The following is a 21,282-nucleotide window of genomic DNA, read 5'->3' on the forward strand; positions in this document are numbered from 1 at the left end:
TTGGAACCGAGATCACCGCATTTCGTGCATGGATCACGTCATGCGACATTTTGTCTTCAACGTTTTCAACAGTTGTTTCAGTTCGTTGTCATCTTCCTGCATTTGTTTGATTTTTTTTACCGAGTACAGGACGGTCGAGTGGTCCTTTCCGCCAAAGGCGCGGCCCAGGGACGGATAGGAAGTGTTGAGCATCTGACGGCACAGGAACATGGCCACCTGCCGCGCAAGGGCGATGTGCTGGTGACGCTTGGTACCGGTCAGGTCGCCCACGCGGATGTTGAAATGCTCGCTGACCACGCCCATGATCTTTTTGGGCGTCAGGTCGTCCGTGGCCTTCTCCTCGGTGTTGGAGAGGATGTGCTGGAAGTCCTTTTCCGTGAGCTCCTTCTTGACCAGCTCCTTGAAGGCGAACAGCTTGAGCAGGATGCCCTGGAGATAGCGGAAATCCGTGAACCGCTGGGCCAGGGTCAGAACCTGTTCCTTGGTCAGGGTCAGCCTTCTCACCTTGCACTGACGCTGGATGTATCCGACCCGGATCTCCAGATCCGGCTTCTTCAGGGTGACTATCAACCCCCATCCCAGGCGCGACTGCAGGCCGTCGTCCAGGAAGTCGTAACTGGTCACCTTGTCCCGGCAGGCCAGCACCATTTGCTTCTTGTTGTCGTAGAAGTGGTTGAAGATATTGATCAGTTCCTGCTGGAAATGGGGATACTCCCGGATCTTGTGGAAGTCGTCGAGGAACAGAAAATCGTACTCGAACAGGTGGTTTCTGGCCCGGAACGGGTCGCCCTTGAACTGGATGGTGTACAGGGAGTTCAACTCGTCCATGGTGCCCATGAAGATTTTCGAATAGTCGCTGTTTTTCGAAATCTCGTTGCCCACCGACTTGAGGATGTGCGTCTTGCCCGAGCCGCCGGGACCGCAGATGATGAACGGATTGAACAGCGAGCCGGACTGCTTGGCCACCTCTTTGGCCGAGGCCACGGGAAAGTAGTTCTTCTTGTTGATGAGGAAGGATTCGAAGGTAAACTCCTGGCCGAAGGGGAAGTCGATGCGTTTGACAACCTCGGGAGGTGCACCGGCCGGGCGGTCCACAGCGCCGTTGTCCCGGTAGCTGACAAGATAGCCGTTGCCGAGGAACAGGTTGAGCTGCGCCTCGAATCGGTCCTGGACTTCGCTTTCAAACCATTTGGCGAAAAAAGCGTGCGGAAAACCGACAACGACCCGTTTGCCCTCGGGTTCGTATTCGAAATGAAGGGGGTCGAACCACCGTTTCAGATCGCTATTGGAGTTGGTCTGGAGGAGATGTTTGCGAAGTGCCTGTTTCACGTCTATTCCGTGGCCTGGAAGGTGACTCTGTAACTACTTAATAAAAATAGCTAAAATATGTTAAAACATGTGTCTAAAGAAATTCACGAAAATACTCGGTACATATACATTAAAAGATACCTAAAGCCAAGCTCTCGGGGACTGTTTCAGCAGACTAATTTTCGGCCGTTTTTCCCCGTGAGCCAAGTCCGCCTGTCACTTGCCGAATGCGTGGGGCGTTTCTCGTCCGTGCAAGATGGCGCTTCTTTCCCTTGACGACAGCCGGGAAAAAATCTGCTATTGATCTTGTCCGTTTGATACTGACACAAATCCAATCGGAGGCGATATAATGGCGCAACATCAGGTCAATAAGACGATCAAGGAGATCAACGACCGAATCCGCAAAGGCAAGGCCGTGGTGGTCAACGCCGACGAGATGGTCGAGATCGTCAAGAAGGAAGGCAAGGTCCGCGCGGCACAGGAAGTGGACGTGGTCACCACCGGCACCTTCTCGCCCATGTGCTCCAGCGGCCTGCTCTTCAACATCGGACAGCAGCCGCCCGTCATGAAGGTTTCCAGGATGTGGCTCAACAACGTCCCCTGCCACTGTGGCGTTGCCGCCGTAGACGCGTATATGGGGTGCACAGAGCCTTCCGAGGACGATCCCCTTAACAAGGTTCATCCCGGACGGTTTGCGTACGGTGGTGGGCACGTTATGGAAGATTTGCTCCGGGGCAAGGCCGTGCACCTGCGCGCCGAGGCCTACGGTACCGACTGCTATCCGCGCCGCGAGCTCGACAAGGACGTCACCCTTGCCGACCTGCCCAATGCGATCATGCTCAACCCGCGCAACTGCTACCAGAACTACAATGCGGCCGTGAATCTCACCAGCGGTACCGTCTACACCTACATGGGACCGCTCAAGTCCAACTGCTCCAACTGCAACTACGCCACCGCAGGGCAGCTCTCGCCGCTGTTTAACGATCCCTACTTCAAGACCATCGGCATGGGCACCCGCATCTTCCTGGGCGGCGGCATCGGGTATGTCATCGGCGAAGGTACCCAACACGTCCAGAAGCCTAAACGCAACGAACGCGGACTGCCCGAGAACCCCTCCGGCACGCTCATGCTCAAAGGCGACTTCAAGCAGATGAACGCCCGCTACGTGCGCGCCCAGTCCATCGTCGGTTACGGCGTGTCCCTGGCCGTGGGCGTCGGCATCCCCATCCCCATGCTCAACGAGGAGATGGCCTGGTTCACCGGCGTGGCCGATTCCGACATCACCATGCCCGTCAAGGACTACGGTTACGACTATCCCAACGGCATCCCCCGCGAGCTCGCCCGGGTTACCTTCGAGGAACTCAAGTCCGGCAACGTGACCATCAACGGCAAGGAAACTCCCACCGTGCCGCTTACCAGCCACATCATGTCCCTCGAAGTCGCCGATACGCTCAAGGAGTGGATCGAAAAAGGCGACTTCCTGCTCACTGAAAAAGTCGACGATATTCCCAGCTTCTAACAGCCGGAATCACTGATTATAGCAAGGCCTGCCGAGCAACCTCGGCAGGCCTTTTTCGTGCTCTTTGTGCGGTTGTTTCGGATAGATTGTGTGACTGACTTTGAAACGGCTTCGGCGGTCCTTCAGTCGGCTCGAAAATCACATAGCCCGTGAATTTGTGCATCCCAACAATCTTCGTGGAGTGGAGTGAAAAACCGTGACCACTTCTCCAGGGGGAGTTTGGGCCAGAAGTCTTTTCCTTATGATGGAACTGGTTCATGGGGACTTTACATCCACTATGAAAAAATGGATAAGCAGACTGGTATAGTTATCTATACCAGCCTTTGGTTTTTGTAATAGCGTCCAGGCCGTAAATTCAAATTTCAACACTCTATGTCCTTGGAGGATCAGATGTTACCCCACAAGCTTGGTTGGAAAAAACTTGTCGTCTGCATGATGCTTGTCTTGTTGCCGGTCTTGCAGGGCTGCCCGGCCCTTCTCATCATCGCATTGGTCTCCTCCGATGATTATGTCTCGGGTACAGTGGAAATCCCCCGAAGTGCGGATGAGGTTTTTGCGGCAGTCAAAGCGCGTGCCCAACAAGGTATTGATCAAGAGACTCAACAGGAATTTATCATTTCAAAAATGGATGAGGGCGACCGTTTCGTACAAGTCAAAGACTCCAATGACACGTGGTGGATGGAGGTTGCGATTGTACCTTTGAGCGCCCGATCAAGCCGACTTCAGATGATAGGGCATAGTACGGGCGATGAGAAGGCACAGGTTGATAGGGGGCTTCGGGCCATCGCAAGGGTCTGTGATGATCTTGGCGTCAAATACAGGGTTGTCGAGACCAGCGTTGGTGATGACAATTAGGGAGCCTAAGTCAGCTGAACGAAATATATGGCTGCGCTTTTTGGCTTAAGAACTGGTATCGATACGGCAATTCGAAAGATGTCACGGATAACCAGCACTGAACCACTTGGTTCAGCGCTATTCATGGCCGATAAGAAAAGGCCATTAGGAAGCTACGGGCGCATAGTCGGTATACCCTTGAACTTAGCCCTCTTACAGATCAAGTGTTTGATGGAGTCCTTGCAGGGGGCTCATTAAACTCCCTCGCCCTCGAGCGAAGCGAGCTACATAAAGTTTAGGAGGGGAGATAGGGATGGGGGGTCCGGGGGGAAGGGGAAGCCCTTTTCTAAAGGGTGCCCCTCTTCCCCTTCCCCCCGGCCGCCGGAGGCAAAAAAAACCGCCCAGCCTGGCGTGAGCCTGGCTGGGCGGTTTGTTATTGCCAGATCAGCGATCTAGCCGACGACTTCTGCGCCGGCCTGGATGGCCTGGGTATTGGCGGGAATGAGTTTGTGGTAGCGCTCGGAGATGACGTTCTCGAGGGAGTCGATAACGGCCTGGAGCGGGATGATGCCGGTGGCCTGGACGAAGGCTCCGATGGCGACCATGTTGGCCATGCGGGTGTTGCCGAGCTTATCGGCGATTTCGTTGCAGGGCACGGCGTAGCATTTCAGGCGCTCTTTATCGGCCAGCTCCATGTCGATGAGCGAGGAGTTGACGATGTGCACGCCGTTGTCGACGATCCGGGGCTGGAACTTGTCCAGGGAAGGTCGGTTCATGGCGATGAGCGACTGCGGCCGGTGGATGATGGGCGACCCGATGTCTTCTTCGGACAGGACCACGGTGCAGTTGGCGGTGCCGCCGCGCATTTCGGGCCCGTAGACCGGAATATAGGTGACGTTAAGGCCGTCCTTCATGCCCGCATAGGCGAGCAGGTTGCCGATGAGCATGACGCCCTGGCCGCCGAATCCGGCGATGATGGTGTCCATGTAGCGCATTAGCAGACACCTCCTTCCTCGGACACATCCTTGTACACGCCGAGGGGGAAGTACGGGATCATTTCATTCTGGAGGCGTTCGTTGGCCTGCAGCGGCGTCATTTTCCAGTTGGTGGGGCAGCCGGCCAGGAGTTCCACGAACCCGAAGCCGGTGTTGTTCAGCTGGAATTCGAAGGCTTTCTTCATATACTTCTTTGCCTTGCGGATATTCTTGACGCTGTCGAGGGAGCCGCGTGCGGCAAAGGCGGTACCGCCCAGGGAGGCGATGATTTCGGTCATGCGGATGGGCGCGCCTTCGTGGGTGACGCAGCGTCCGGCAGGCGTGGTGGTGGTTCGCTGCCCGATCAGGGTAGTGGGCGCCATCTGGCCGCCGGTCATGCCGTAGACGGTGTTGTTGACGAAGATGACGCAGATTTTTTCACCGCGGTTGGCGGCGTGCATGATCTCGGCCATGCCGATGGAGGCGAGGTCGCCGTCCCCCTGGTAGGTGAAGACGAAGTTGTCGGGCCGGGAGCGCTTGACGCCTGTGGCCACTGCGGGAGCGCGGCCGTGGGGCGCTTCCACTGCGTCCACGTCGATGTAGTTGTAGAGGAACACGGAGCAACCGATGGAAGCGACCGCCAGGGTCTTGTCCTGGATGCCCAGCTCGTCGATGAGTTCACCCACGAGCCGGTGGGCGATGCCGTGGTGGCAGCCGGGGCAGTAGTGGGTGGCCCGGTCGATGATGGAGTCGGGCCTGTCGAATACGAGTTTTTCGTTCATTTCAGACATTTATTTCCCCTCCAAACAGTTGAGGATCGGCTCCTCGAGCTCGTCCGGTGTGGGCAGGTTGCCGGGGTAGATGGGGTAGAAGTCCGAGTCGGCCACGGTTCGGATGGAGAGTCGGACGTCTTCGAGCATCTGTCCCAGGTTGTGTTCGATGGTCAGGAAGCGTTTTCCCTGCTCGGCCAGCGCCTTGAGTTCGGCGGCGGGGAAGGGATAGAGGGTAATGGGCCGGAACAGGCCGACCTTCTTGCCTTCCTTGCGGAACTTGCGCACGGCGGTCTTGGCGATGCGCCCGATGGAACCGTAGGCGCAGATGATCAGATCCGCGTCCTCGGTTTCGAACTGCTCGGCCTCGGCCAGATCCGTCCAGGCGTCATACTTGGCCTGGAGGTGCTTGTTCTGTCCGGCCAGTTCGCCTTCCAGGAGGAAGAGGGATTTGACGAGCCGTTTTTCACGGTCGGCGGTCTTGCCCATGATGGCCCAGTCGCGTCCGCCTTCTTCGTCGATGTTTTCAGGTTCCCAGGGAGTGATGGGTTCCTTCATCTGGCCCAGAATGGCGTCACCGAGGATGAGGACCGGGGTGCGGTGCTCGAAGGCGATGTCAAAGGCGCGGATGGTCAGGTCGTAGGCCTCCTGGACGGTGCCGGGGCCGAAAGTGAAGTGGCGGTAGTCGCCGTGTCCGCCGCCGCGGGTGGACTGGAAATAGTCGCCCTGCGCCGGGCCGATGTCGCCCAGGCCCGGGCCGCCCCGGTTCATGTTGACGATGACCGCCGGAATTTCGGAGCCGGCCATGTAGGAGATGGCTTCCTGCTTCAGGGACATGCCCGGGGAAGAGGAGGAGGTCATGGCGCGCACGCCGGCTGCTCCGGCGCCGAGCAGCATGTTGGCCGCAGCCACCTCGGATTCGGCCTGGACGAAGTCGCCGCCCGCCTTGATTATGGCCGAGGACATGAATTCGGGGATGTCGTTCTGGGGCGTGATGGGGTAGCCGAAGAAACATTTGCACTTGGCCGCCAGCGCGCCGCGGGCGATGGCCTCGTTGCCTTTGACGAAGATGCGTTCGGGCTGTTTGGTCATATTATTCGCCCCCTTTCTTTTTCGGGGTTCTGTATACCTTGATGGCCACATCCGGACAGATCATGGCGCATGAGGCGCATCCTGTGCACTTGTCCGCATCGGCTTCCGGGACTTCGGCGACCTTGTAGCCGCTGACGTTGAACCGATCCGACTGGACAATGATGTCCACAGGACAAACCGTGGTGCAAAGGAGGCATCCCTTGCAACGATCTTCCTGGACTTCGATTCGGGACATTCTACACTCCAGTGTTGTTTGAGATATAAGAAGGTGACCGCGACTATTTTATCAGCATCGCATCTCCGTAGCTGAAGAAGCGAAACCCGTTTTCCAGGGCTTTGGCATATGCCGAAAGGATGGTGGACCTGCCGGCTAGAGCAGAGATCATAATGATCAGCGAGGATTCTGGCAAATGGAAGTTGGTCAAAATGCCGTCGATGACGGAGAAGCGGTATCCCGGGTAGATAAAAATATCCGTTTCTCCTTGAAATTCTTTTATTTCTCCAGCTTCACGGTACATCCCTTCCAGGGTTCGGGCGCTGGTGGTTCCGATGGCTATGACCGGCCGTCCCTCTGCCTTGGCTCGTTTTATCGCTTCTGCAGTGGCCTCGGGGACCTCGATGTATTCGGCGTGCATCCGGTGGTCGCGAATGTCCGGGCAGCGGACTGGGCTGAAGGTGCCGTAGCCTACATACAGGGTGACTTCCGCCCATTGGAAGCCGCGTTCGAGGAGCTTCTTCCGCATTGCAGGAGTGAAGTGCAACCCGGCCGTTGGCGCGGCCACGGACCCGGTCTTGTTCGTGTCCGAGTGGGTGGTCTGGTAGCGTTCCCTGTCTTCGGCGGTGTCCGGGCGTTTGATGTAGGGCGGCAGGGGCAGATGTCCCAGGCTTTCGAACAGGTCCTTCAGGTCGCCGCGCCATTGGAGTTCCAATTGCCACCTGCCGAACTCGCCGGGTTGTTTCGGGACCAGGCGAAGATCATCCGAGAAGGTGACCACGGTGTCGGCCTTGGGCGTCTTGGACGCCCTGAGCAGACCTTCGGCCATGGTTTTCTGCCAGCCATCCGGTCCCGGTTCCGCCTTGAGCAGCGGCAGGGGAGTTAAGAGAAGGAACTCCACCTGTCCGCCCGTTGGCTTGTGTCCGAAGAGTCGCGCCGGGATGACGCGAGAGTTGTTGGCCACCAGCAGCGCGTTTTCCGGCAGGTAATCCGGGAGATCGGTGAAGCTGACCGGCTCCATGGTCCGGCTGGCCCTGTCGAGAACAAGCAGCTTGGACCCGTCGCGTTTATCGGCGGGTTCCTGCGCAATCCGGTCCTCGGGCAGCGGGTAGTCGTAGCTGGAGAGATGAAAATCTGCGGGTATATCCATAATAATAACGCCCTGTTTGGGAGCACCCCTTTTACACTACCTTCGCGGCACGGGCGATACTTTTTTCTTGTTCAATGATCCCGGGTGGATAACTTTTCTCTTGTGCAGCTTATGCTTTGGACTTGATATTGGCCCCATTCGTGGTATTGCATAATGCATGAATTGGCTTTCCGTGGCTGAGATAGCCAAACTTACCCGCATTCCCGCCCCCACGGCACGCCGCTATGCGTCCCTGTTCAAGGATTTTCTCGGTGGGCGCAAGCTGGGCCGGATCACCAAGTATCCCGAAGAGTCCGTTGTCGTTTTCGAGCGGATTTCCCGGCTGTATGGTGAGGGCCGTGTTACCGCCGAGATCGAGGATGCACTGCGGGCTGAATTTCCCCGAACCATAGACGTTGAGCAGGGCGGCGGAGCTCCGGCCACCTCGTCCGACGGTTTTGCCAAACTTGCCGAGACCTTCAATGGAGTTATCGGCAAGGTGGCCTCCTGCATGGAGGTTATCGCCGACCAGAAGAGCGTTATCGAGCGCCAGCAGGATGATATCCAGAAGCTGAAGACCGCCTTTGTGCTCCTGGCCCGCAGCCAGAAGAAAATGAAGGAACTTCCGGTGGGACAGGATATCATTCCCGAAGAGATTCTTGAACAGACCAAGGCGTTGGAAAAGCGCGACTCGGAGATCGAGGAGATGGCGCTCAAGCTGACTTTCGACACGTCCGATATCAAGGCAAAGCTGCAAATATTGGAATCCGAACTGGTGCGTCTGCGTAAAGACCGCCGCGATATGGAAAAATACCTTCAGGAAAAGATCGACCGGCTCAAGGATGCCGCGTCTTGATCCATTGCGGACTTCCCGTTCCGGGAACTCATTTCGTAAGCACTTCAGGGAACGTAACAGGAGGATAGTATGCGTTCTTTCATCAAAATTCTCGTCGTCATGGTCCTGCTTTCCCTTTGTTTCGGCTGCAACGCCATGAACAGCTCCAGCTCTTCAACTACAGAGCCCGCACGTCAGGCCAACTATTCCGAGCCCGATTACTATCTCGATTTCGATGACATAATGATCCCCAAGGAGATCGACTACGACGCCGACGACTCCTACAAGCTCGACAACGCCAAATTCCGGGCTGCCATTATGCGGTTCAAGGGCCGCGTGGAAGTCATGGAACTTGTTCAGTATTTCCTCAATAACATGGCCAAGGACAACTGGACCCTTATTTCCAACAACAAGGCCAGCGCCATTCATGTCCTCACCTTCGAGAAGTTCAACAAGAGCTGCGTCATCCAGATCGATGACAGTTTCGCCACGGCCAAGACCACCATTTTTGCCGTGGAAGTCAAGGATTCCGCCACCCCGGCCAAGGTTCAGTAGCCTATGCAGGCGCACTACGGCTTTGCCGGATTCATGGGGAAGCGCGTCCACCTGGGCGTGTGTGGTTCCATAGCCGCTTACCGTGCGTTGGACCTTGTCCGTGCCTTTTTGGACGCGGATTGCATGGTCTCCGCCACCGTGACAGATGCGGCCGCGAGGTTCGTCACGCCCTTGTCCTTCGAGGGACTGGGCGCTTCGCCGGTCTATACGGGCATGTTTGACGCCGCAACCGAACGGGAGAGCGCCTTCGGGCATCTGGAGCCCGGCCAGACCTGCGAGGTCATGGTCATTGCTCCGGCTTCGGCCAACACCATAGCTAAACTTGCTAACGGGCTGGCGGACGACATGCTCTCCTGTCAGGCTTTGGCCTTTGCCGGACCCAAGGTTGTGGCACCGGCCATGAACCCGCGCATGTGGGCAAACCCCGTCACCAGGCGCAATTGGGACATGCTCGAAAAACTCGGGTTTATCGGGGTGGTTCCCGAGACGGGAAAGGTTGCCTGCGGCGACACCGGAACTGGCCGACTTGCTCCTGTTGAAGAGATTTTTCTTGCCGGTCTCAAAGCGCTTTCGCCTCAAGATTTGAACGGCAAGCGGGTAATGGTCACCCTTGGACCTACCAGGGAGCCATGGGATGCGGTCCGCTTCTGGTCCAATCCTTCATCAGGAACCATGGGCGCGTGCATGGCCATGGCCGCCTATCTTCGCGGAGCCGAGGTCACCGTGGTGGCCGGACCCACAGCCTTGAGTTTTCCTTCCGGGATGTCCGTGGTGCAGGTCCAGACCGCCCAGCAGATGAATGCGGCATGCCAGGATCTCTGGCCCTCCATGGATGTGGCTTGCGCCACCGCTGCTGTGGCCGACTTCCGTCCGGTTCTCTATGGCCCGGACAAGTTCAAGAAGGAGCAGGGCGACGGCCTGCACGTCGATTTTGTCCCCAACCCGGACATCCTCAAGGGATTGGGCGTTTCCAAGCAGGGATACCAGCGTCTCATCGGTTTTGCCGCTGAAACGCGGAACATCAAATCCGAGGCGTCCCGCAAGCTCAAGAGCAAGAATCTCGACCTCATTGCTGCAAACGATGTTTCGAGAGAAGGCAGCGGCTTTGGCACTGCCACGAATCAGATGTATATACTGGACAAGGCAGGCCGCCAGGAGTCGTGGCCTAAACTGCCAAAGACCGAAGTAGCATGGCGTTTATGGGATCACCTTCTTCTCGATTAAATACGGCAACTCGGTATCGTCCCTGGGTGGACGCCGGGCTTAAATATGTCTTTTCGCCTGACAGGGCGGGGCATCCGGTGGAGGTAGCCGCTCCAGCTGCGGTCCAGTCCCAAGGGCCAGCTTCCCTTGCAGCCTCACCGCGGCCTCAAAGAGAGGCAGCACCAGCCCGCGAGATTGATACAAGCCGTGCAGCACCACCAAACGCACCAGCGTCAACTCAACCTTTTCCCCGTACCGCAACTTTTCCCGAACCATGGTCTACGTTCCTGTCCAAGGTCAAAGCCAGTTCACCCAAGGTCATCTGCACGTACATGGAACTGGGACTCGATCTTGGCGGTCAACCTGACCCGCGCAGAAGCGCCGTGCTCAAGTCGACGCTCAACACACATCTGAAGTGGCCTCCGGGCACTGCAGCGTTTTGGCCCATGTCAGCATTACGGCAGGGCAGTCTGCAACCCGACCGTGCCATGTTCTGGAAAGGGTGGGAGATTTGGCGGACACCGTACATTGTTTGTTTCGGTGATGAAGCACTCAGGGTTATTCATCCCGAAGGGGTGGCAGGGAACAATACGCATCTGCTGGAGCATGTCACCATACTTGTCGTGCCTCCCCTCGCCCGACTCATTTCCATGCTTCCGCATGAACAGCATCTTGCCACCGAAGGACTCAAGGCTGTCCGTCTGTGATAATTTTTGATCGGCGGAGTACCGTGTTACTCTCCAGCCTCTTCCACTTTAGCTCTTTGTTGTCTGCATTTCCCTTGTATGCCTGCAATTCGTTCATAATTGCGCGTTGACGCATTTTACGCCTTTGCGGGATAACCCGGGCTGGATTTTTAATAAAATGTCTCAGCGGCCCGATTTTCAGGAGCCATAGAACGCCAACGCTTTACCGGTGTTGTGTCTCCAAATGGTCAAATTCTGACCTTCCTGTCCCATGTCACTTGCCTAACGGCACCTGGATAGCGTATGAGATGCCCTTAAACCTGTGTCACCTGTGCCGCCCCTATTTTTCATAGAAGGTACAGGGAGAGCAAAACACCTTTTTTACAACAGGGATGCCCATAGCATGAAACTTCTTGTTACCGGAGCTGCCGGATTCATCGGCTTTCATCTTTCCTTACGCCTCACCAACGAGGGCCATGAAGTGGTGGGTCTGGACAATCTTGATCCATACTATGACGTCAACCTCAAGAAAGCTCGACTCGACATACTTTCTCAAAGCGAGCTATTTCGTCACGTAAACATCAGCCTTCAGGATGAACGCTCCATGAGTGATCTTTTCAAGACCGAAAAGTTCACCCATGTGATCAACCTGGCAGCGCAGGCCGGCGTCAGGTACTCCATCGAAAATCCCATGGCCTACGTGAACACCAACCTGGTGGGCTTCGCCAATGTTCTTGAGGGGTGCCGTCACAATGAAGTAGAGCACCTTGTTTACGCTTCCAGCAGTTCTGTCTATGGCATGAACACCAAGATGCCGTTGTCGCCTCATGAAGGGGTTGATCACCCCATGAGCCTGTACGCTGCCACCAAGAAGTCCAACGAGATGATGGCGCACTCTTATTCCAACCTCTATGATCTGCCCACAACTGGTCTTCGTTTCTTTACCGTATATGGTCCTTGGGGCAGGCCAGACATGGCGCTTTTCTTGTTCACCAAAAACATTCTTGAGGAAAAACCCATCAATGTTTTCAACTACGGCAAAATGCGCCGCGACTTCACCTATATTGATGACATCGTCGAAGGCGTAGTCCGTGTGACCAAAAACATTGCAACTGCCAATCCCGATTGGGATGGTGATAATCCCGATCCTTGCACCAGCTCCAACCCCTACCGTGTCTATAACATTGGTAATAACCAGGTTGTGGAGTTGTCGCGTTACATAGAGGTCATCGAAGAGGTTGTCGGCAAAAAGGCCATCTACAACTATATGCCCATGCAGCCGGGCGATGTTCCTGCCACCGAGGCAGATGTCAGCGATTTGATGCAGGATGTTGGATTCAAGCCCGACACCAGCATTGAATTCGGGATTCGGAAATTCATCGAGTGGTACCGAGAGTATTACAACGCTTAGTTCTACTTTCCAGTCTTCGCCGAAGCTATCTAATCGATATCAAAGAGCGCGATCCAATCAGGGTCGCGCTCTTTTTTGTGTGATTTTATCCTGATCAACTTGCCTTCATTTTCATTTCGTCCTACGAACACGTTGAGCACTGACTGATCTGTTTCACGTGAAACAATCATGACAGAAGTGACATGTTTCACGTGAAACATTGCACTGAATCCACAACACCGTGGTCAAGCGAGGATCGTGTGGCGAGAAGAATCGTTGTAGCTAATCAGAAGGGCGGTGTCGGCAAGACGACCACGTCCGTGAATCTGGCGGCGTCTTTGGCGGTGATGGAAAAAAAGGTTTTATTGGTGGACTGCGATCCACAGGGGAACGCCTCGAGCGGGCTCGGGTTCTACCCGGGAGACAGACGCGAAAACATCTACACCGTGCTGTTCGACCCCAAGAAGGTGCACAAAGCCATTTACGAAACCGACGTGCCGTTCCTCCATATCCTGCCGGGAACGCAGGATCTGGTAGGTGCTGAAATCGAATTGGTAGGGGAGATCGGACGCGAACATTACCTGCGGGAATTGGTGATGGGGATTGATGAGGAGTATGATTTCATCATCATCGATTGTCCTCCGTCCCTTGGGTTGCTTACGGTCAATGCCCTTTGCGCAGCAACGGAGATGCTGGTCCCGCTTCAGTGTGAGTATTACGCTTTGGAAGGTATAGCGCAGTTGCTCATGACATACGAAAAGGTGCGCAAGAGACTTAACACCGAGTTGAAGATTCTCGGCGTGGTTCTGACCATGTATGATGGGAGGAACCGGCTGTCCTGGCAGGTCAAGCATGAGGTGCGCAAGGCCTTTCCTCAGCATCTTTTCGATACGATCATACCGCGGAACGTCCGTCTTTCCGAGGCGCCAAGCTTCGGCAAGCCCGTGATCAATTACGATATCAAGTCAAAAGGGGCTGAGGCCTACCTGGCACTGGCGCAGGAAGTGGAGAGGAGCTCCACGGCGCCGGCCTGATCAAGTTCTTTCACAAACGAAAACACCCCGGAGAACCGGGGTGTTTGCTAGGCCCAAAGGGGAGATGATCAGTACCGCGCTTCCTTGGTGTCGTCCTTTTCATCCTGGTAAGGAGAGCACTCGGTCAGGATTTCGTCCTTGAAATGCCGTTTGATTATCCTTGATTGACATTTGACGCATTTGAATGCGACCAAGCCGGCCAAGTTGGCGGACGTCAGGAAAAAACGGCGTGGATTGTCGGCTTCCCAGTCCTCAGTAGCGTTACCGCAATGCTCGCAGGCAACGTCCTTATCGACAGGGTAGTCAAAGTCCCAGTACTCTTGGAGCGTCTGCCAGTCAGAGATCGGCTCGGCCATGGGTTCGGGCTCCGGTTTTTCGGCCAGGCCAAGTGCCTTGAGCACGTCCTCGCGGACATGAGCCCAGGCCTCGGCAGTCAGCAGGGCGCCGATAAGGTTCCCGTTTTTATCATAGAGTTCATTGATGTGGTCAGACATGTCGGCTCCGTTGGTTCATGATGTGCTTTCGGGGCGTTATAGGCGCTTCCGTGCCAATGGGCAAGCGCGCAGAGATCAAGCAAGAGGAGAGCATATGAGTTCGGGTAACAGAGGGCTTGGCCGTGGGCTCGACGCCCTGTTGGGTGGGGTTAGGGAAGATGCCGAGATTACGGTTGAATCGTCGGAAGTCCGGATGATTCCCATCGCGTCCATCACGCCCAACCCCCACCAGCCGCGACGGGAGTTTTCCAGGGAAGCCCTTGAGGACCTCAGTTCTTCCATCAAGGCGCGTGGCGTACTCCAACCGGTGCTTGTCCGGCCCTTGGAAGAAGGGCGCTACGAGCTGGTCGCAGGTGAGCGTCGTATGCGCGCTTCCAAGATGGCCGGTCTTGAGGAGATTCCCACGCTGGTCCGGGACATGACCGACCAGGAGAGTCTGGCCATCGCGCTCATCGAGAATCTCCAGCGCGAGGATCTCAATGCGGTGGAGGAAGCTCTGGGGTATCAGCAGTTACAGCGCCAGTTCGGCCTCAGTCAGGAGGAACTGGCCAGGCAGGTGGGCAAAAGCCGGTCCGCAGTGGCCAACTCGTTGCGACTTTTGAATCTCCCCGAGTCCATCCAAACGGATATCCAGCAGGGTGCGTTGACGGCGGGGCACGGTCGCGCCATCATGTCGGTTGCCGACAACGCCATTCAGGACGAGTTGCACCGCCGGATTGCTGATAACGGTTTGACCGTCCGGCAGGCTGAAGCGCAAGCCGTGTTCTGGAAGCAGAACGGCAGACTCCCTGGTGCGGAAGAGGTTGGTGAACCTGTGAGCAACTCCAGGAGCGGAACATCCGTGACCAAGCCCATTGATCCAAAACTCAAAGAGCTACAGACACGGCTGGGTGACTTGCTGAATATTAAGGTTAAAATTTCAGGCAGCCAGGAAAAAGGCAAGATTACGATGAGTTATTCAGATGAAGATTCATTGCGGTCTATTGTGGAAAAATTGGGTTCCGAGATGATTTGAACCCCTGACTTAATCAGTGGGGGCAGACTTCATCCGTGATCGGATTGCGATGATCATCTTGTCGTGGCAAAATAGATGCACTTGGCAACCCGGAATCTTTCAACCAACACAAAAATAGGAATCATCGGCAGCTTCTTTATGACTCTAGAACAAATCCATTCCGCCATAGCCGCGCTCAAAGGCAACAAGGTCATGATCATTGGCGATCTGATGCTGGATCATTACATGATCGGCGGTGTTGAGCGCATTTCACCGGAGGCGCCTGTTCCCGTGGTCCGCGTGGAGCGGGAGTCTTCCCTGCTCGGTGGCGCAGGTAACGTCGCCCGCAATATTGTCTCCCTGGGCGGTCATGCGATGCTTGTTTCCACCGTGGGTACGGATGAGGACGGCAATACCCTGGATCGGCTTTGCCGGGAGGCAGAAATCGCTACGAAGCTCATTCGCGACCCTGCCCGCCCAACCACCAAAAAAACCCGTATCATCGCCAGCAACCAGCAGGTGGTCAGGGTAGACCAGGAGTTGGCAGTACCCCTGCAACAGGCCGAGTTCGACGAATTGTTCAACTATCTGAGCAGCGTGATCAATGACTATCCGGTGATCATTCTGTCCGACTACGGCAAGGGGTTCATTTCCCGGGAGTTCATGGATCGGTTCATGTGCCTGATAGAGACCTGCGAACGCCGTCCGCTGGTCCTGGTCGACCCCAAGACCGTGAATTACGACCTCTACACCGGGGTGGACTTGCTCACTCCCAACACCAAGGAAGCCGGGGAGGGTGCCGGGTTCCCGGTGACGGGGCAGGATACCGTCATCCGGGCAGGACGAGCCCTGTTCGAGCGTCTGTGCTGCAACAACCTGCTGATCACCATGGGCGGAGACGGCATGGCCCTGTTCGAGGGAGTGGACTCCATTCGGCACATCCCCACCTTTGCCCGCAAGGTCTATGACGTGACAGGTGCAGGCGATACGGTCATTGCCACCGTGGCCTTGGCGCTGTCAGCCGGGATTGGCCTCCTGACAGCCTGCACCCTGGCAAATTACGCAGCCGGCATAGTGGTGGGCCAGGTGGGCGCGGCCACAACCTCGCTTGAAGAAATGGCGGAGACCGTAGACGAACTCCCGGAACCTCAGGTTACCAACTGGTGAAGAAGCCCGGTCATGCTCGACACGCGCGCCGTTCTGGCCGATGATGCTGCATAGGGAGTACGCCGATCAACCGGATCGCCCTGGAGGAAACCATGTCGAAAGAAGCTGTATTGAAATACAATACCGAGATTCCGACCCTTGGCCCGGCCAAGACGACCACCCCCCTTGGCCACACCAAGTATGTGGATGAAAGCCAGCCGCAGAGTCTGATCATGACGCCCGAAGAGCTGGCCGAGCTGGAAAACGATACTGTGACCATGCACTTCGAAAAGGCAGGGCCGCGAAAGAAAATCTACTTCGACCCCTCAAAGACCAAGTGTGCCATCGTCACCTGCGGCGGTATCTGTCCGGGCATCAACGATGTCATCAGGGCTCTGGTCCTGGAGGCGCATTTCAACTACAACATCCGCACTGTTCTTGGAATTCGTAATGGATTTCGAGGTTTTATCCCGAAGTATGGCTACGACGTCATGGAGTTGACTCCCGAACGGGTGACCAATATCCACCATTTCGGCGGCACCATTCTCGGAACCTCCCGGGAATTGCAGGACCCGGCCGAGATCGTCGATTCCCTGGAGCGGCTCAATATTAACGTCCTGTTCGTTATCGGCGGCGACGGCTCCATGCGGGCCGCCAAGGCAATCATGGATGAAACTTTCCGCCGCAAGCGCAAGATATCCGTCATCGGGATCCCCAAGACCATCGATAACGACATCAACTTTATCACCCGATCCTTTGGTTTTGACACGGCGGTAGGGAAGGCCACCGAGGCTATTCAGTGTGCCCACGTCGAGGCTACGGGCGTGGACATGGGCGTCGGCCTGGTCAAGCTAATGGGCAGGGAGGCCGGCTTTATCGCGGCTCAGGCGACCCTTGCCTTGCAGGAGGTCAATTTCCTCCTCGTGCCCGAAGTGAAGTTCTCCCTTGAAGGGGAGAACGGTTTCCTGGCCGCCCTTGAGCGAAGGTTGGACTCTCGGAAGCACGCCGTTATCGTCTGCGCTGAAGGAGCCGGTCAGGACCTGATGTGCGAAAAAATCAAACGGGATGAATCCGGAAATCCTGAATTGGGCGACATCTGCGGCCTGCTCATGCAGCGCATCAGAGAATATTTCGAAAAACGGGGCAAAGAATGCACTCTCAAGTTCATTGATCCCAGCTACATAATTCGTTCCGTGGCGGCCAATGCCGCTGACAGGGTCTATTGCACTTTCCTTGGCCAGCAGGCCGTACACGCCGCCATGGCAGGTAAGACAGGTATGGTCGTGACCCATCTCAAGTCCAGCATGGTTCATCTTCCCTTGGATCTGGTGGCCCTCAAGCGTCGTTCTCTCAATCCGCACTCCGACTACTGGTGCACGGTAATGGAATCTACTGGCCAGGAGAGCTATTTCCTGACGTAGGCGCATCCTTTACTAGGAAAGAGGGCATGAGTGACACGAGTTGAACTGCTAGGCAGGGGCTCGGGTGCCTCAATATTTCTTGGAACTTGAGCATAAAAAAAGGGGACCTGACCAGGTCCCCTTTTTCTTTGCTGATGAAAAGTGGCTATTCGTTGGCAGCCAGTTTGCGACGAACCTGCTCGGAAACCTGACGGCTGACGCCTTCCTTGTTGGACTCAAGCGCCACAGCCAGCAACTCGAAAAGTTCATCATAGGAAAATTCGAGGGAAAGCACGCCGTTGGAAGCGATGCAGCTGTCCTCGCGTTCTTCGACGCGGTAGGCTCTCCGCTCGCGGGCGTGGCCAATGGCGGAAATAATGCCATAAGCGAGCTTGCCGTCCGCTTCACGGTACAGCTTCTCCATGGTCAGCATTCCGGAGTTGTCGTCAAAATACATTTCTTCACCGATGAGCTGACCTTCGACAGTCATATCCTCACCGAAATCATTGGGTAAATTGACGCTCTGGACAAGGTCGGAACCTTTGTTGCCACCCTTGCTGCTCTGGGACATGCTCACTCTCCTATTCCAAGGGAAGTTTATATTGCGTTGGGCCCGGCTTGGATTGGTCCTCCGGTTCGGGCTCCTGCCAACCTGAATTGATGAATTCCAACAGCGCGCTCTCAGGGACTCGCCATTGGCTGCCGATCTTTATCGCCTTGATACTACCGCCCGTAATCAACCGATATGCCGTCCGTTGATGAACGCGAAGAAGCTCGGCGACTTCCCGCACGGTATACAGCACTGGGGGCGATGTAATATCTTTCTTATTCATGATGTCATAGTCTGACTTACAATGTTCATTCTTTGACATAGGGAGTCAAAGTTTGTCAACAAAGTACAACGTTGTCCTACAAAGTCTAGACTTTTTCTACAGTCCAACGGAAAGAAAAGCATTACAAACCGTTGTTGAACGTTGAAGTGCTACATAGCAAAATTCAGCCTGAAACTTAATGGGAAAAAGTCACTTTTTTTTGCTGAGAGGCAATGTTTTTAAAGGGTTATGTCTAGAAAAAATCAAAGTTTTGTCTGGATGAAAATAGTCGATGAAATTGATTTGCCGTGTAAATGCAGCTGGTTAAGGAAATAAACCACAACTCCTCTTAAGTGGAAGCCATAAACAGGTATATTGTGGCGGGTTACTTTATAAGGCTGGCAAACCGAGGTTAACAAGGTAGGATAATGACGGAAAAAATCCACTAGGGATGATTGCTGTCAGTTGTGGTTGAAACTCTATGAACGTGACGGCAGGCGATCAGAAGTCCTGCCTCTGACTAATTCTGCTTGTGTGCTGTAACAATGACGTCCTTGCCAAAGAAAAGGGCGTCGCTGAGAAGAGTTTCCGCGATGAAGGTGTTATAGGCGATATTTTCCGGTTTGGTTTTCTCGTGCTCCTGCGCGTTCTTTTTGTATTTGAGCAGATAATGACGGGTTGTAAACCGGATGAGAGGACGAATCAGAGAGAATAGGCGGTCGCTCTTCTGGAAGTAGGATGATTCCACGGTCTTGACCTCATAGCCGGTCTTGCGGAGGAAGTAATCCATCTCCGGGTAGCCGATGAGGTTGATGTGGGCCTCGCCAAAAGGAACATCAAGGTTAATGGGAGACTTCATCCCACGGTAGAACCCGGAAAAGAGGTGGAGAAAGCGTGACCGGATCTGGAGACGGTTGGGGAACGTCAGCACCAGGGTACCACCGGGTTTGAGTATGCGGTTGAATTCCCGCAACACGTGGGGCACGGATTCAACGTGTTCGATCACTTCACGGCAGATGACCACGTCAAAACTGCTGTCCGGCAGTTCGAGCGGCTGGTTCAAGTCTGCGTGAATTTCCTTGATGTCCTTGAAATTCTGTAAATAATAATTGGAGATGGTCACGTCATGGCCCTGATCCCGTAGCTGCCTGGAAAGGATGGCTGCCCCTGCACTGGATTCAAATACGGCGCATTTCTTGTCGGGAATATGGGAGAAAATGATTTCGTCCTTGCGGATGTCACGGCGGTGTTTGCGGACAACTTCTCCGCCGATGGTGATATTCTCGTATTTTTTCATGACGTCTCCTCGCCGGGGATATCTATAGGTGTTTGGCCCCGAAGGCAACTCCGGCGGCAGTACCACGTTGAATCGGAATGTGATGTTTTCAGGCCCTTCAGGCTTCTGTCATTATTCGACGACCTCATCGAGCAGTATCATTAATGGTTCTTCCTGATCCGACTGGAGCTTGGTGGTCATTTGCTGCATGATCCGGCGGAGGTATCGAAGGTCGGTGACGCTCAGTCCTTCATTGACCGTGTTGCCGAGGTCATCAAGGGCAGTCCTGACTGGCGATTGCAGACGGTGGGCATCTTCCGTCAGACGGATATGCAAGTTGCGGCGGTCCAGTTTGTCCCTGGTCCGGGTAACGAGTCCGTCACGTTCCATTCGGTTAAGAGTATTGGAGAGGGTGGCCTGCTCAATGTCCAAACCACGTACAAGCTCCTTCTGGGTGATGCCGTCCTTTTCCCAAAGTCTGAAAAGGACGGCAAGGTAGCCTGGCTGCACCTTCAACTGGCCGAGTCTGATGGTTAGAGACCTCGTGTAGAGTCGCTGTAACCGTGACAGCTCCTGAAAAAACGTATTTGAATTTAATTCAGTCATGATATTAGTGAATTAAGTGGTGGTTAAAATAATAAATTGCATACTATGTATGCAATAGATAGCTGTCAATATGTTGTTGGAGGACTTTACCGTGAACTCTGTGGAAGGTAGAAGTCGAGCATGAAAGTAGTCCTGAATGCGGAAGATTTTGGTTTGCATCCCGCAGTCAATCGCGCGGTGGAAAGGTTATTGGGAACACGGAACATTACTGCGGTGTCACTGCTCGCTAACGGCGAATATCTGGAACAGGCAGTGAAGCTGCCAACCCCTTCCATGGGTGTTCACCTTGATATTTTACGCGGCAGACCTGTGAGCCATTGGCAGCATGTTGCGACCCTTTGTGATGAGAACGGGGCGTTTCTGATCAAGCCGGATATCCTGTTTAAACGCTATGCCATGGGCAAGGTTGACCATGTCCATGTTGAGATGGAGTGGTCTGCACAAATTGAGCGTGTCCTTGATCTTGGGGTGCGGCCGACCCATTTGACGAGCCATAAGCATCTGCACGGTTGGCCGTCTCTTACTCGAATGGCTGCCACGCTGGCGGAACGGTATGCCATTCCATGGGTGCGAAAGCCGGTCGAATGCGCCGAGATCGCCAGGCTGGACAGGACGGGCTTCCCGGCACGCTTTCAGAACGTCTGCAGGTTTTTCGACAGAGAGGCTGGCAACGTGAAATGGACTACCGGATTTGTGAACCTGAAGGAGATGCCCGATCCGGTCCCACAGCGGGTGGTGGAATTGCTGGAGGAAATGGAAACGGTTGAGCGCGACGGACTCGCTGAAATCCGCGTGAGGCCGGGGTTGAACGCCGTCGGTGATCCACCTATACCTTCCTATTGCAATCCTCCGGTGATTTCGTCCCAATGGAGCCGGGAGTATCATGCCCTGCTACAGGGGGATTGGCCCAGCGAGTTGAGACTGGCGGGATGGGAAGCGGTTGGCTTCTCGGAGGAATACCCGAAGCAACCTTGAAAGAGGTATAACTCGGGCGGAAGCGTCGTCTGCGAT

Annotated in this window: 23 protein-coding genes; 12 read left to right on the plus strand and 11 right to left on the minus strand. The window is 55.2% G+C overall.

Annotation, left to right across the window (positions count from 1 at the left end; all coding sequences use genetic code 11):
- Positions 1-33: 33 nt before the first annotated feature.
- Positions 34-1,329 carry a DnaA ATPase domain-containing protein gene (locus tag GM415_RS05000; RefSeq protein WP_158946728.1) on the minus strand — a complete coding sequence of 432 codons (1,296 nt, stop codon included), beginning with the start codon at positions 1,327-1,329 and terminating at the stop codon, positions 34-36.
- Positions 1,330-1,657: 328 nt separating this feature from the next.
- Here GM415_RS05000 and GM415_RS05005 point away from each other — a divergent pair, with 328 nt between their 5' ends.
- Positions 1,658-2,827, plus strand: a complete 1,170-nt coding sequence (locus tag GM415_RS05005) for a homocysteine biosynthesis protein (RefSeq protein ID WP_158946729.1) — start codon at positions 1,658-1,660, stop codon at positions 2,825-2,827.
- 390 nt (positions 2,828-3,217) lie between these two features.
- Positions 3,218-3,682 (plus strand): hypothetical protein, encoded by a 465-nt coding sequence (locus tag GM415_RS05010; RefSeq protein ID WP_158946730.1) that lies wholly within the window; start codon positions 3,218-3,220, stop codon positions 3,680-3,682.
- Positions 3,683-4,113: 431 nt separating this feature from the next.
- On the opposite strand, the gene GM415_RS05015 is transcribed toward GM415_RS05010, so the two are convergent.
- Genes GM415_RS05015 through queA form a run of 5 tightly spaced genes read right to left on the minus strand, consistent with a single transcriptional unit; the run spans position 4,114 to position 7,861 of the window.
- Complete coding sequence (locus GM415_RS05015; RefSeq protein ID WP_158946731.1) at positions 4,114-4,656, minus strand: 2-oxoacid:acceptor oxidoreductase family protein; 543 nt, start codon at positions 4,654-4,656, stop codon at positions 4,114-4,116.
- Positions 4,656-5,426, minus strand: coding sequence for a thiamine pyrophosphate-dependent enzyme (locus GM415_RS05020; protein ID WP_158946732.1), 771 nt, complete (start codon positions 5,424-5,426; stop codon positions 4,656-4,658). Before GM415_RS05020 ends, GM415_RS05015 begins: the two co-directional genes overlap by 1 nt.
- A complete protein-coding gene (locus GM415_RS05025) occupies positions 5,427-6,497 on the minus strand; it encodes a 3-methyl-2-oxobutanoate dehydrogenase subunit VorB (protein ID WP_158946733.1) in 1,071 nt (356 codons plus the stop codon).
- Position 6,498: 1 nt separating this feature from the next.
- The gene (locus tag GM415_RS05030; RefSeq protein ID WP_158946734.1) at positions 6,499-6,732 is read right to left on the minus strand and encodes a 4Fe-4S binding protein; all 234 of its coding nucleotides are present in this window, start codon (positions 6,730-6,732) and stop codon (positions 6,499-6,501) included.
- 43 nt (positions 6,733-6,775) lie between these two features.
- Positions 6,776-7,861 (minus strand): tRNA preQ1(34) S-adenosylmethionine ribosyltransferase-isomerase QueA, encoded by a 1,086-nt coding sequence (gene queA, locus GM415_RS05035; protein ID WP_158946735.1) that lies wholly within the window; start codon positions 7,859-7,861, stop codon positions 6,776-6,778.
- A 157-nt stretch (positions 7,862-8,018) separates the two neighbouring features.
- On the opposite strand from queA, the gene GM415_RS05040 reads away from it, so the two are divergent.
- The 6 genes from GM415_RS05040 to GM415_RS05065 all read left to right on the plus strand — a co-directional run bounded on the left by GM415_RS05040 (position 8,019) and on the right by GM415_RS05065 (position 13,543).
- Positions 8,019-8,696: a MerR family transcriptional regulator gene (locus GM415_RS05040; protein ID WP_158946736.1), complete on the plus strand. Its 678-nt coding sequence runs from the start codon at positions 8,019-8,021 to the stop codon at positions 8,694-8,696.
- A gap of 69 nt (positions 8,697-8,765) precedes the next feature.
- Positions 8,766-9,230, plus strand: a complete 465-nt coding sequence (locus GM415_RS05045; protein WP_158946737.1) for a hypothetical protein — start codon at positions 8,766-8,768, stop codon at positions 9,228-9,230.
- Positions 9,231-9,233: 3 nt separating this feature from the next.
- Positions 9,234-10,454 carry a bifunctional phosphopantothenoylcysteine decarboxylase/phosphopantothenate--cysteine ligase CoaBC gene (gene coaBC, locus GM415_RS05050; protein ID WP_158946738.1) on the plus strand — a complete coding sequence of 407 codons (1,221 nt, stop codon included), beginning with the start codon at positions 9,234-9,236 and terminating at the stop codon, positions 10,452-10,454.
- A gap of 311 nt (positions 10,455-10,765) precedes the next feature.
- Entirely contained in the window at positions 10,766-11,140 is a 375-nt protein-coding gene (locus GM415_RS05055; RefSeq protein WP_158946739.1) for a hypothetical protein, read from the plus strand.
- A gap of 382 nt (positions 11,141-11,522) precedes the next feature.
- Positions 11,523-12,530, plus strand: a complete 1,008-nt coding sequence (locus GM415_RS05060; protein WP_158946740.1) for an NAD-dependent epimerase — start codon at positions 11,523-11,525, stop codon at positions 12,528-12,530.
- Positions 12,531-12,769: 239 nt separating this feature from the next.
- On the plus strand, positions 12,770-13,543 hold the full coding sequence (locus GM415_RS05065; RefSeq protein WP_158946741.1) for a ParA family protein: 774 nt from the start codon (positions 12,770-12,772) through the stop codon (positions 13,541-13,543).
- 68 nt (positions 13,544-13,611) lie between these two features.
- Here GM415_RS05065 and GM415_RS05070 read toward each other — a convergent pair whose 3' ends face one another.
- The gene (locus tag GM415_RS05070; RefSeq protein ID WP_158946742.1) at positions 13,612-14,037 is read right to left on the minus strand and encodes a hypothetical protein; all 426 of its coding nucleotides are present in this window, start codon (positions 14,035-14,037) and stop codon (positions 13,612-13,614) included.
- Between the two features lie 94 nt (positions 14,038-14,131).
- Between GM415_RS05070 and GM415_RS05075 the strand changes: the two genes are divergently transcribed.
- The 3 genes from GM415_RS05075 (at position 14,132) to GM415_RS05085 (ending at position 17,598) form a co-directional block, all read left to right on the plus strand.
- Positions 14,132-15,052 (plus strand): ParB/RepB/Spo0J family partition protein, encoded by a 921-nt coding sequence (locus GM415_RS05075; protein WP_158946743.1) that lies wholly within the window; start codon positions 14,132-14,134, stop codon positions 15,050-15,052.
- Positions 15,053-15,190: 138 nt separating this feature from the next.
- Complete coding sequence (gene rfaE1, locus GM415_RS05080) at positions 15,191-16,198, plus strand: D-glycero-beta-D-manno-heptose-7-phosphate kinase (protein WP_158946744.1); 1,008 nt, start codon at positions 15,191-15,193, stop codon at positions 16,196-16,198.
- Between the two features lie 92 nt (positions 16,199-16,290).
- Complete coding sequence (locus GM415_RS05085; RefSeq protein WP_158946745.1) at positions 16,291-17,598, plus strand: ATP-dependent 6-phosphofructokinase; 1,308 nt, start codon at positions 16,291-16,293, stop codon at positions 17,596-17,598.
- A gap of 145 nt (positions 17,599-17,743) precedes the next feature.
- On the opposite strand, the gene GM415_RS05090 is transcribed toward GM415_RS05085, so the two are convergent.
- The 4 genes from GM415_RS05090 to GM415_RS05105 form a co-directional block, all read right to left on the minus strand.
- On the minus strand, positions 17,744-18,148 hold the full coding sequence (locus tag GM415_RS05090) for a hypothetical protein (RefSeq protein ID WP_158946746.1): 405 nt from the start codon (positions 18,146-18,148) through the stop codon (positions 17,744-17,746).
- Positions 18,149-18,158: 10 nt separating this feature from the next.
- Positions 18,159-18,410, minus strand: a complete 252-nt coding sequence (locus GM415_RS05095) for a helix-turn-helix domain-containing protein (protein ID WP_199244336.1) — start codon at positions 18,408-18,410, stop codon at positions 18,159-18,161.
- A gap of 499 nt (positions 18,411-18,909) precedes the next feature.
- Positions 18,910-19,686, minus strand: a complete 777-nt coding sequence (locus GM415_RS05100) for a class I SAM-dependent methyltransferase (RefSeq protein ID WP_158946747.1) — start codon at positions 19,684-19,686, stop codon at positions 18,910-18,912.
- Between the two features lie 111 nt (positions 19,687-19,797).
- Positions 19,798-20,175, minus strand: coding sequence for a MarR family winged helix-turn-helix transcriptional regulator (locus GM415_RS05105; RefSeq protein ID WP_242012354.1), 378 nt, complete (start codon positions 20,173-20,175; stop codon positions 19,798-19,800).
- Between the two features lie 216 nt (positions 20,176-20,391).
- Between GM415_RS05105 and GM415_RS05110 the strand changes: the two genes are divergently transcribed.
- On the plus strand, positions 20,392-21,246 hold the full coding sequence (locus tag GM415_RS05110; protein WP_158946749.1) for a ChbG/HpnK family deacetylase: 855 nt from the start codon (positions 20,392-20,394) through the stop codon (positions 21,244-21,246).
- The last annotated feature ends 36 nt before the right edge of the window (positions 21,247-21,282 follow it).

Origin of the sequence: Pseudodesulfovibrio cashew, from assembly GCF_009762795.1 — a bacterium.
GTDB classification, from domain to species: Bacteria; Desulfobacterota; Desulfovibrionia; order Desulfovibrionales; family Desulfovibrionaceae; genus Pseudodesulfovibrio; species Pseudodesulfovibrio cashew.

Coding starts and splice junctions, on each gene's coding strand:
- GM415_RS05090 (WP_158946746.1), bottom strand. CDS start 18,148: ATGTCCCAGAGCAGCAAGGGTGGCAACAAAGGTTCCGACCTTGTCCAG.
- GM415_RS05010 (WP_158946730.1), top strand. CDS start 3,218: ATGTTACCCCACAAGCTTGGTTGGAAAAAACTTGTCGTCTGCATGATG.
- GM415_RS05045 (WP_158946737.1), top strand. CDS start 8,766: ATGCGTTCTTTCATCAAAATTCTCGTCGTCATGGTCCTGCTTTCCCTT.
- GM415_RS05100 (WP_158946747.1), bottom strand. CDS start 19,686: ATGAAAAAATACGAGAATATCACCATCGGCGGAGAAGTTGTCCGCAAA.
- GM415_RS05070 (WP_158946742.1), bottom strand. CDS start 14,037: ATGTCTGACCACATCAATGAACTCTATGATAAAAACGGGAACCTTATC.
- GM415_RS05005 (WP_158946729.1), top strand. CDS start 1,658: ATGGCGCAACATCAGGTCAATAAGACGATCAAGGAGATCAACGACCGA.
- GM415_RS05075 (WP_158946743.1), top strand. CDS start 14,132: ATGAGTTCGGGTAACAGAGGGCTTGGCCGTGGGCTCGACGCCCTGTTG.
- GM415_RS05020 (WP_158946732.1), bottom strand. CDS start 5,426: ATGTCTGAAATGAACGAAAAACTCGTATTCGACAGGCCCGACTCCATC.
- coaBC (WP_158946738.1), top strand. CDS start 9,234: ATGCAGGCGCACTACGGCTTTGCCGGATTCATGGGGAAGCGCGTCCAC.
- GM415_RS05030 (WP_158946734.1), bottom strand. CDS start 6,732: ATGTCCCGAATCGAAGTCCAGGAAGATCGTTGCAAGGGATGCCTCCTT.
- GM415_RS05110 (WP_158946749.1), top strand. CDS start 20,392: ATGAAAGTAGTCCTGAATGCGGAAGATTTTGGTTTGCATCCCGCAGTC.
- GM415_RS05095 (WP_199244336.1), bottom strand. CDS start 18,410: ATGAATAAGAAAGATATTACATCGCCCCCAGTGCTGTATACCGTGCGG.
- rfaE1 (WP_158946744.1), top strand. CDS start 15,191: ATGACTCTAGAACAAATCCATTCCGCCATAGCCGCGCTCAAAGGCAAC.
- queA (WP_158946735.1), bottom strand. CDS start 7,861: ATGGATATACCCGCAGATTTTCATCTCTCCAGCTACGACTACCCGCTG.
- GM415_RS05025 (WP_158946733.1), bottom strand. CDS start 6,497: ATGACCAAACAGCCCGAACGCATCTTCGTCAAAGGCAACGAGGCCATC.
- GM415_RS05040 (WP_158946736.1), top strand. CDS start 8,019: ATGAATTGGCTTTCCGTGGCTGAGATAGCCAAACTTACCCGCATTCCC.
- GM415_RS05085 (WP_158946745.1), top strand. CDS start 16,291: ATGTCGAAAGAAGCTGTATTGAAATACAATACCGAGATTCCGACCCTT.
- GM415_RS05060 (WP_158946740.1), top strand. CDS start 11,523: ATGAAACTTCTTGTTACCGGAGCTGCCGGATTCATCGGCTTTCATCTT.
- GM415_RS05055 (WP_158946739.1), top strand. CDS start 10,766: ATGGAACTGGGACTCGATCTTGGCGGTCAACCTGACCCGCGCAGAAGC.
- GM415_RS05015 (WP_158946731.1), bottom strand. CDS start 4,656: ATGCGCTACATGGACACCATCATCGCCGGATTCGGCGGCCAGGGCGTC.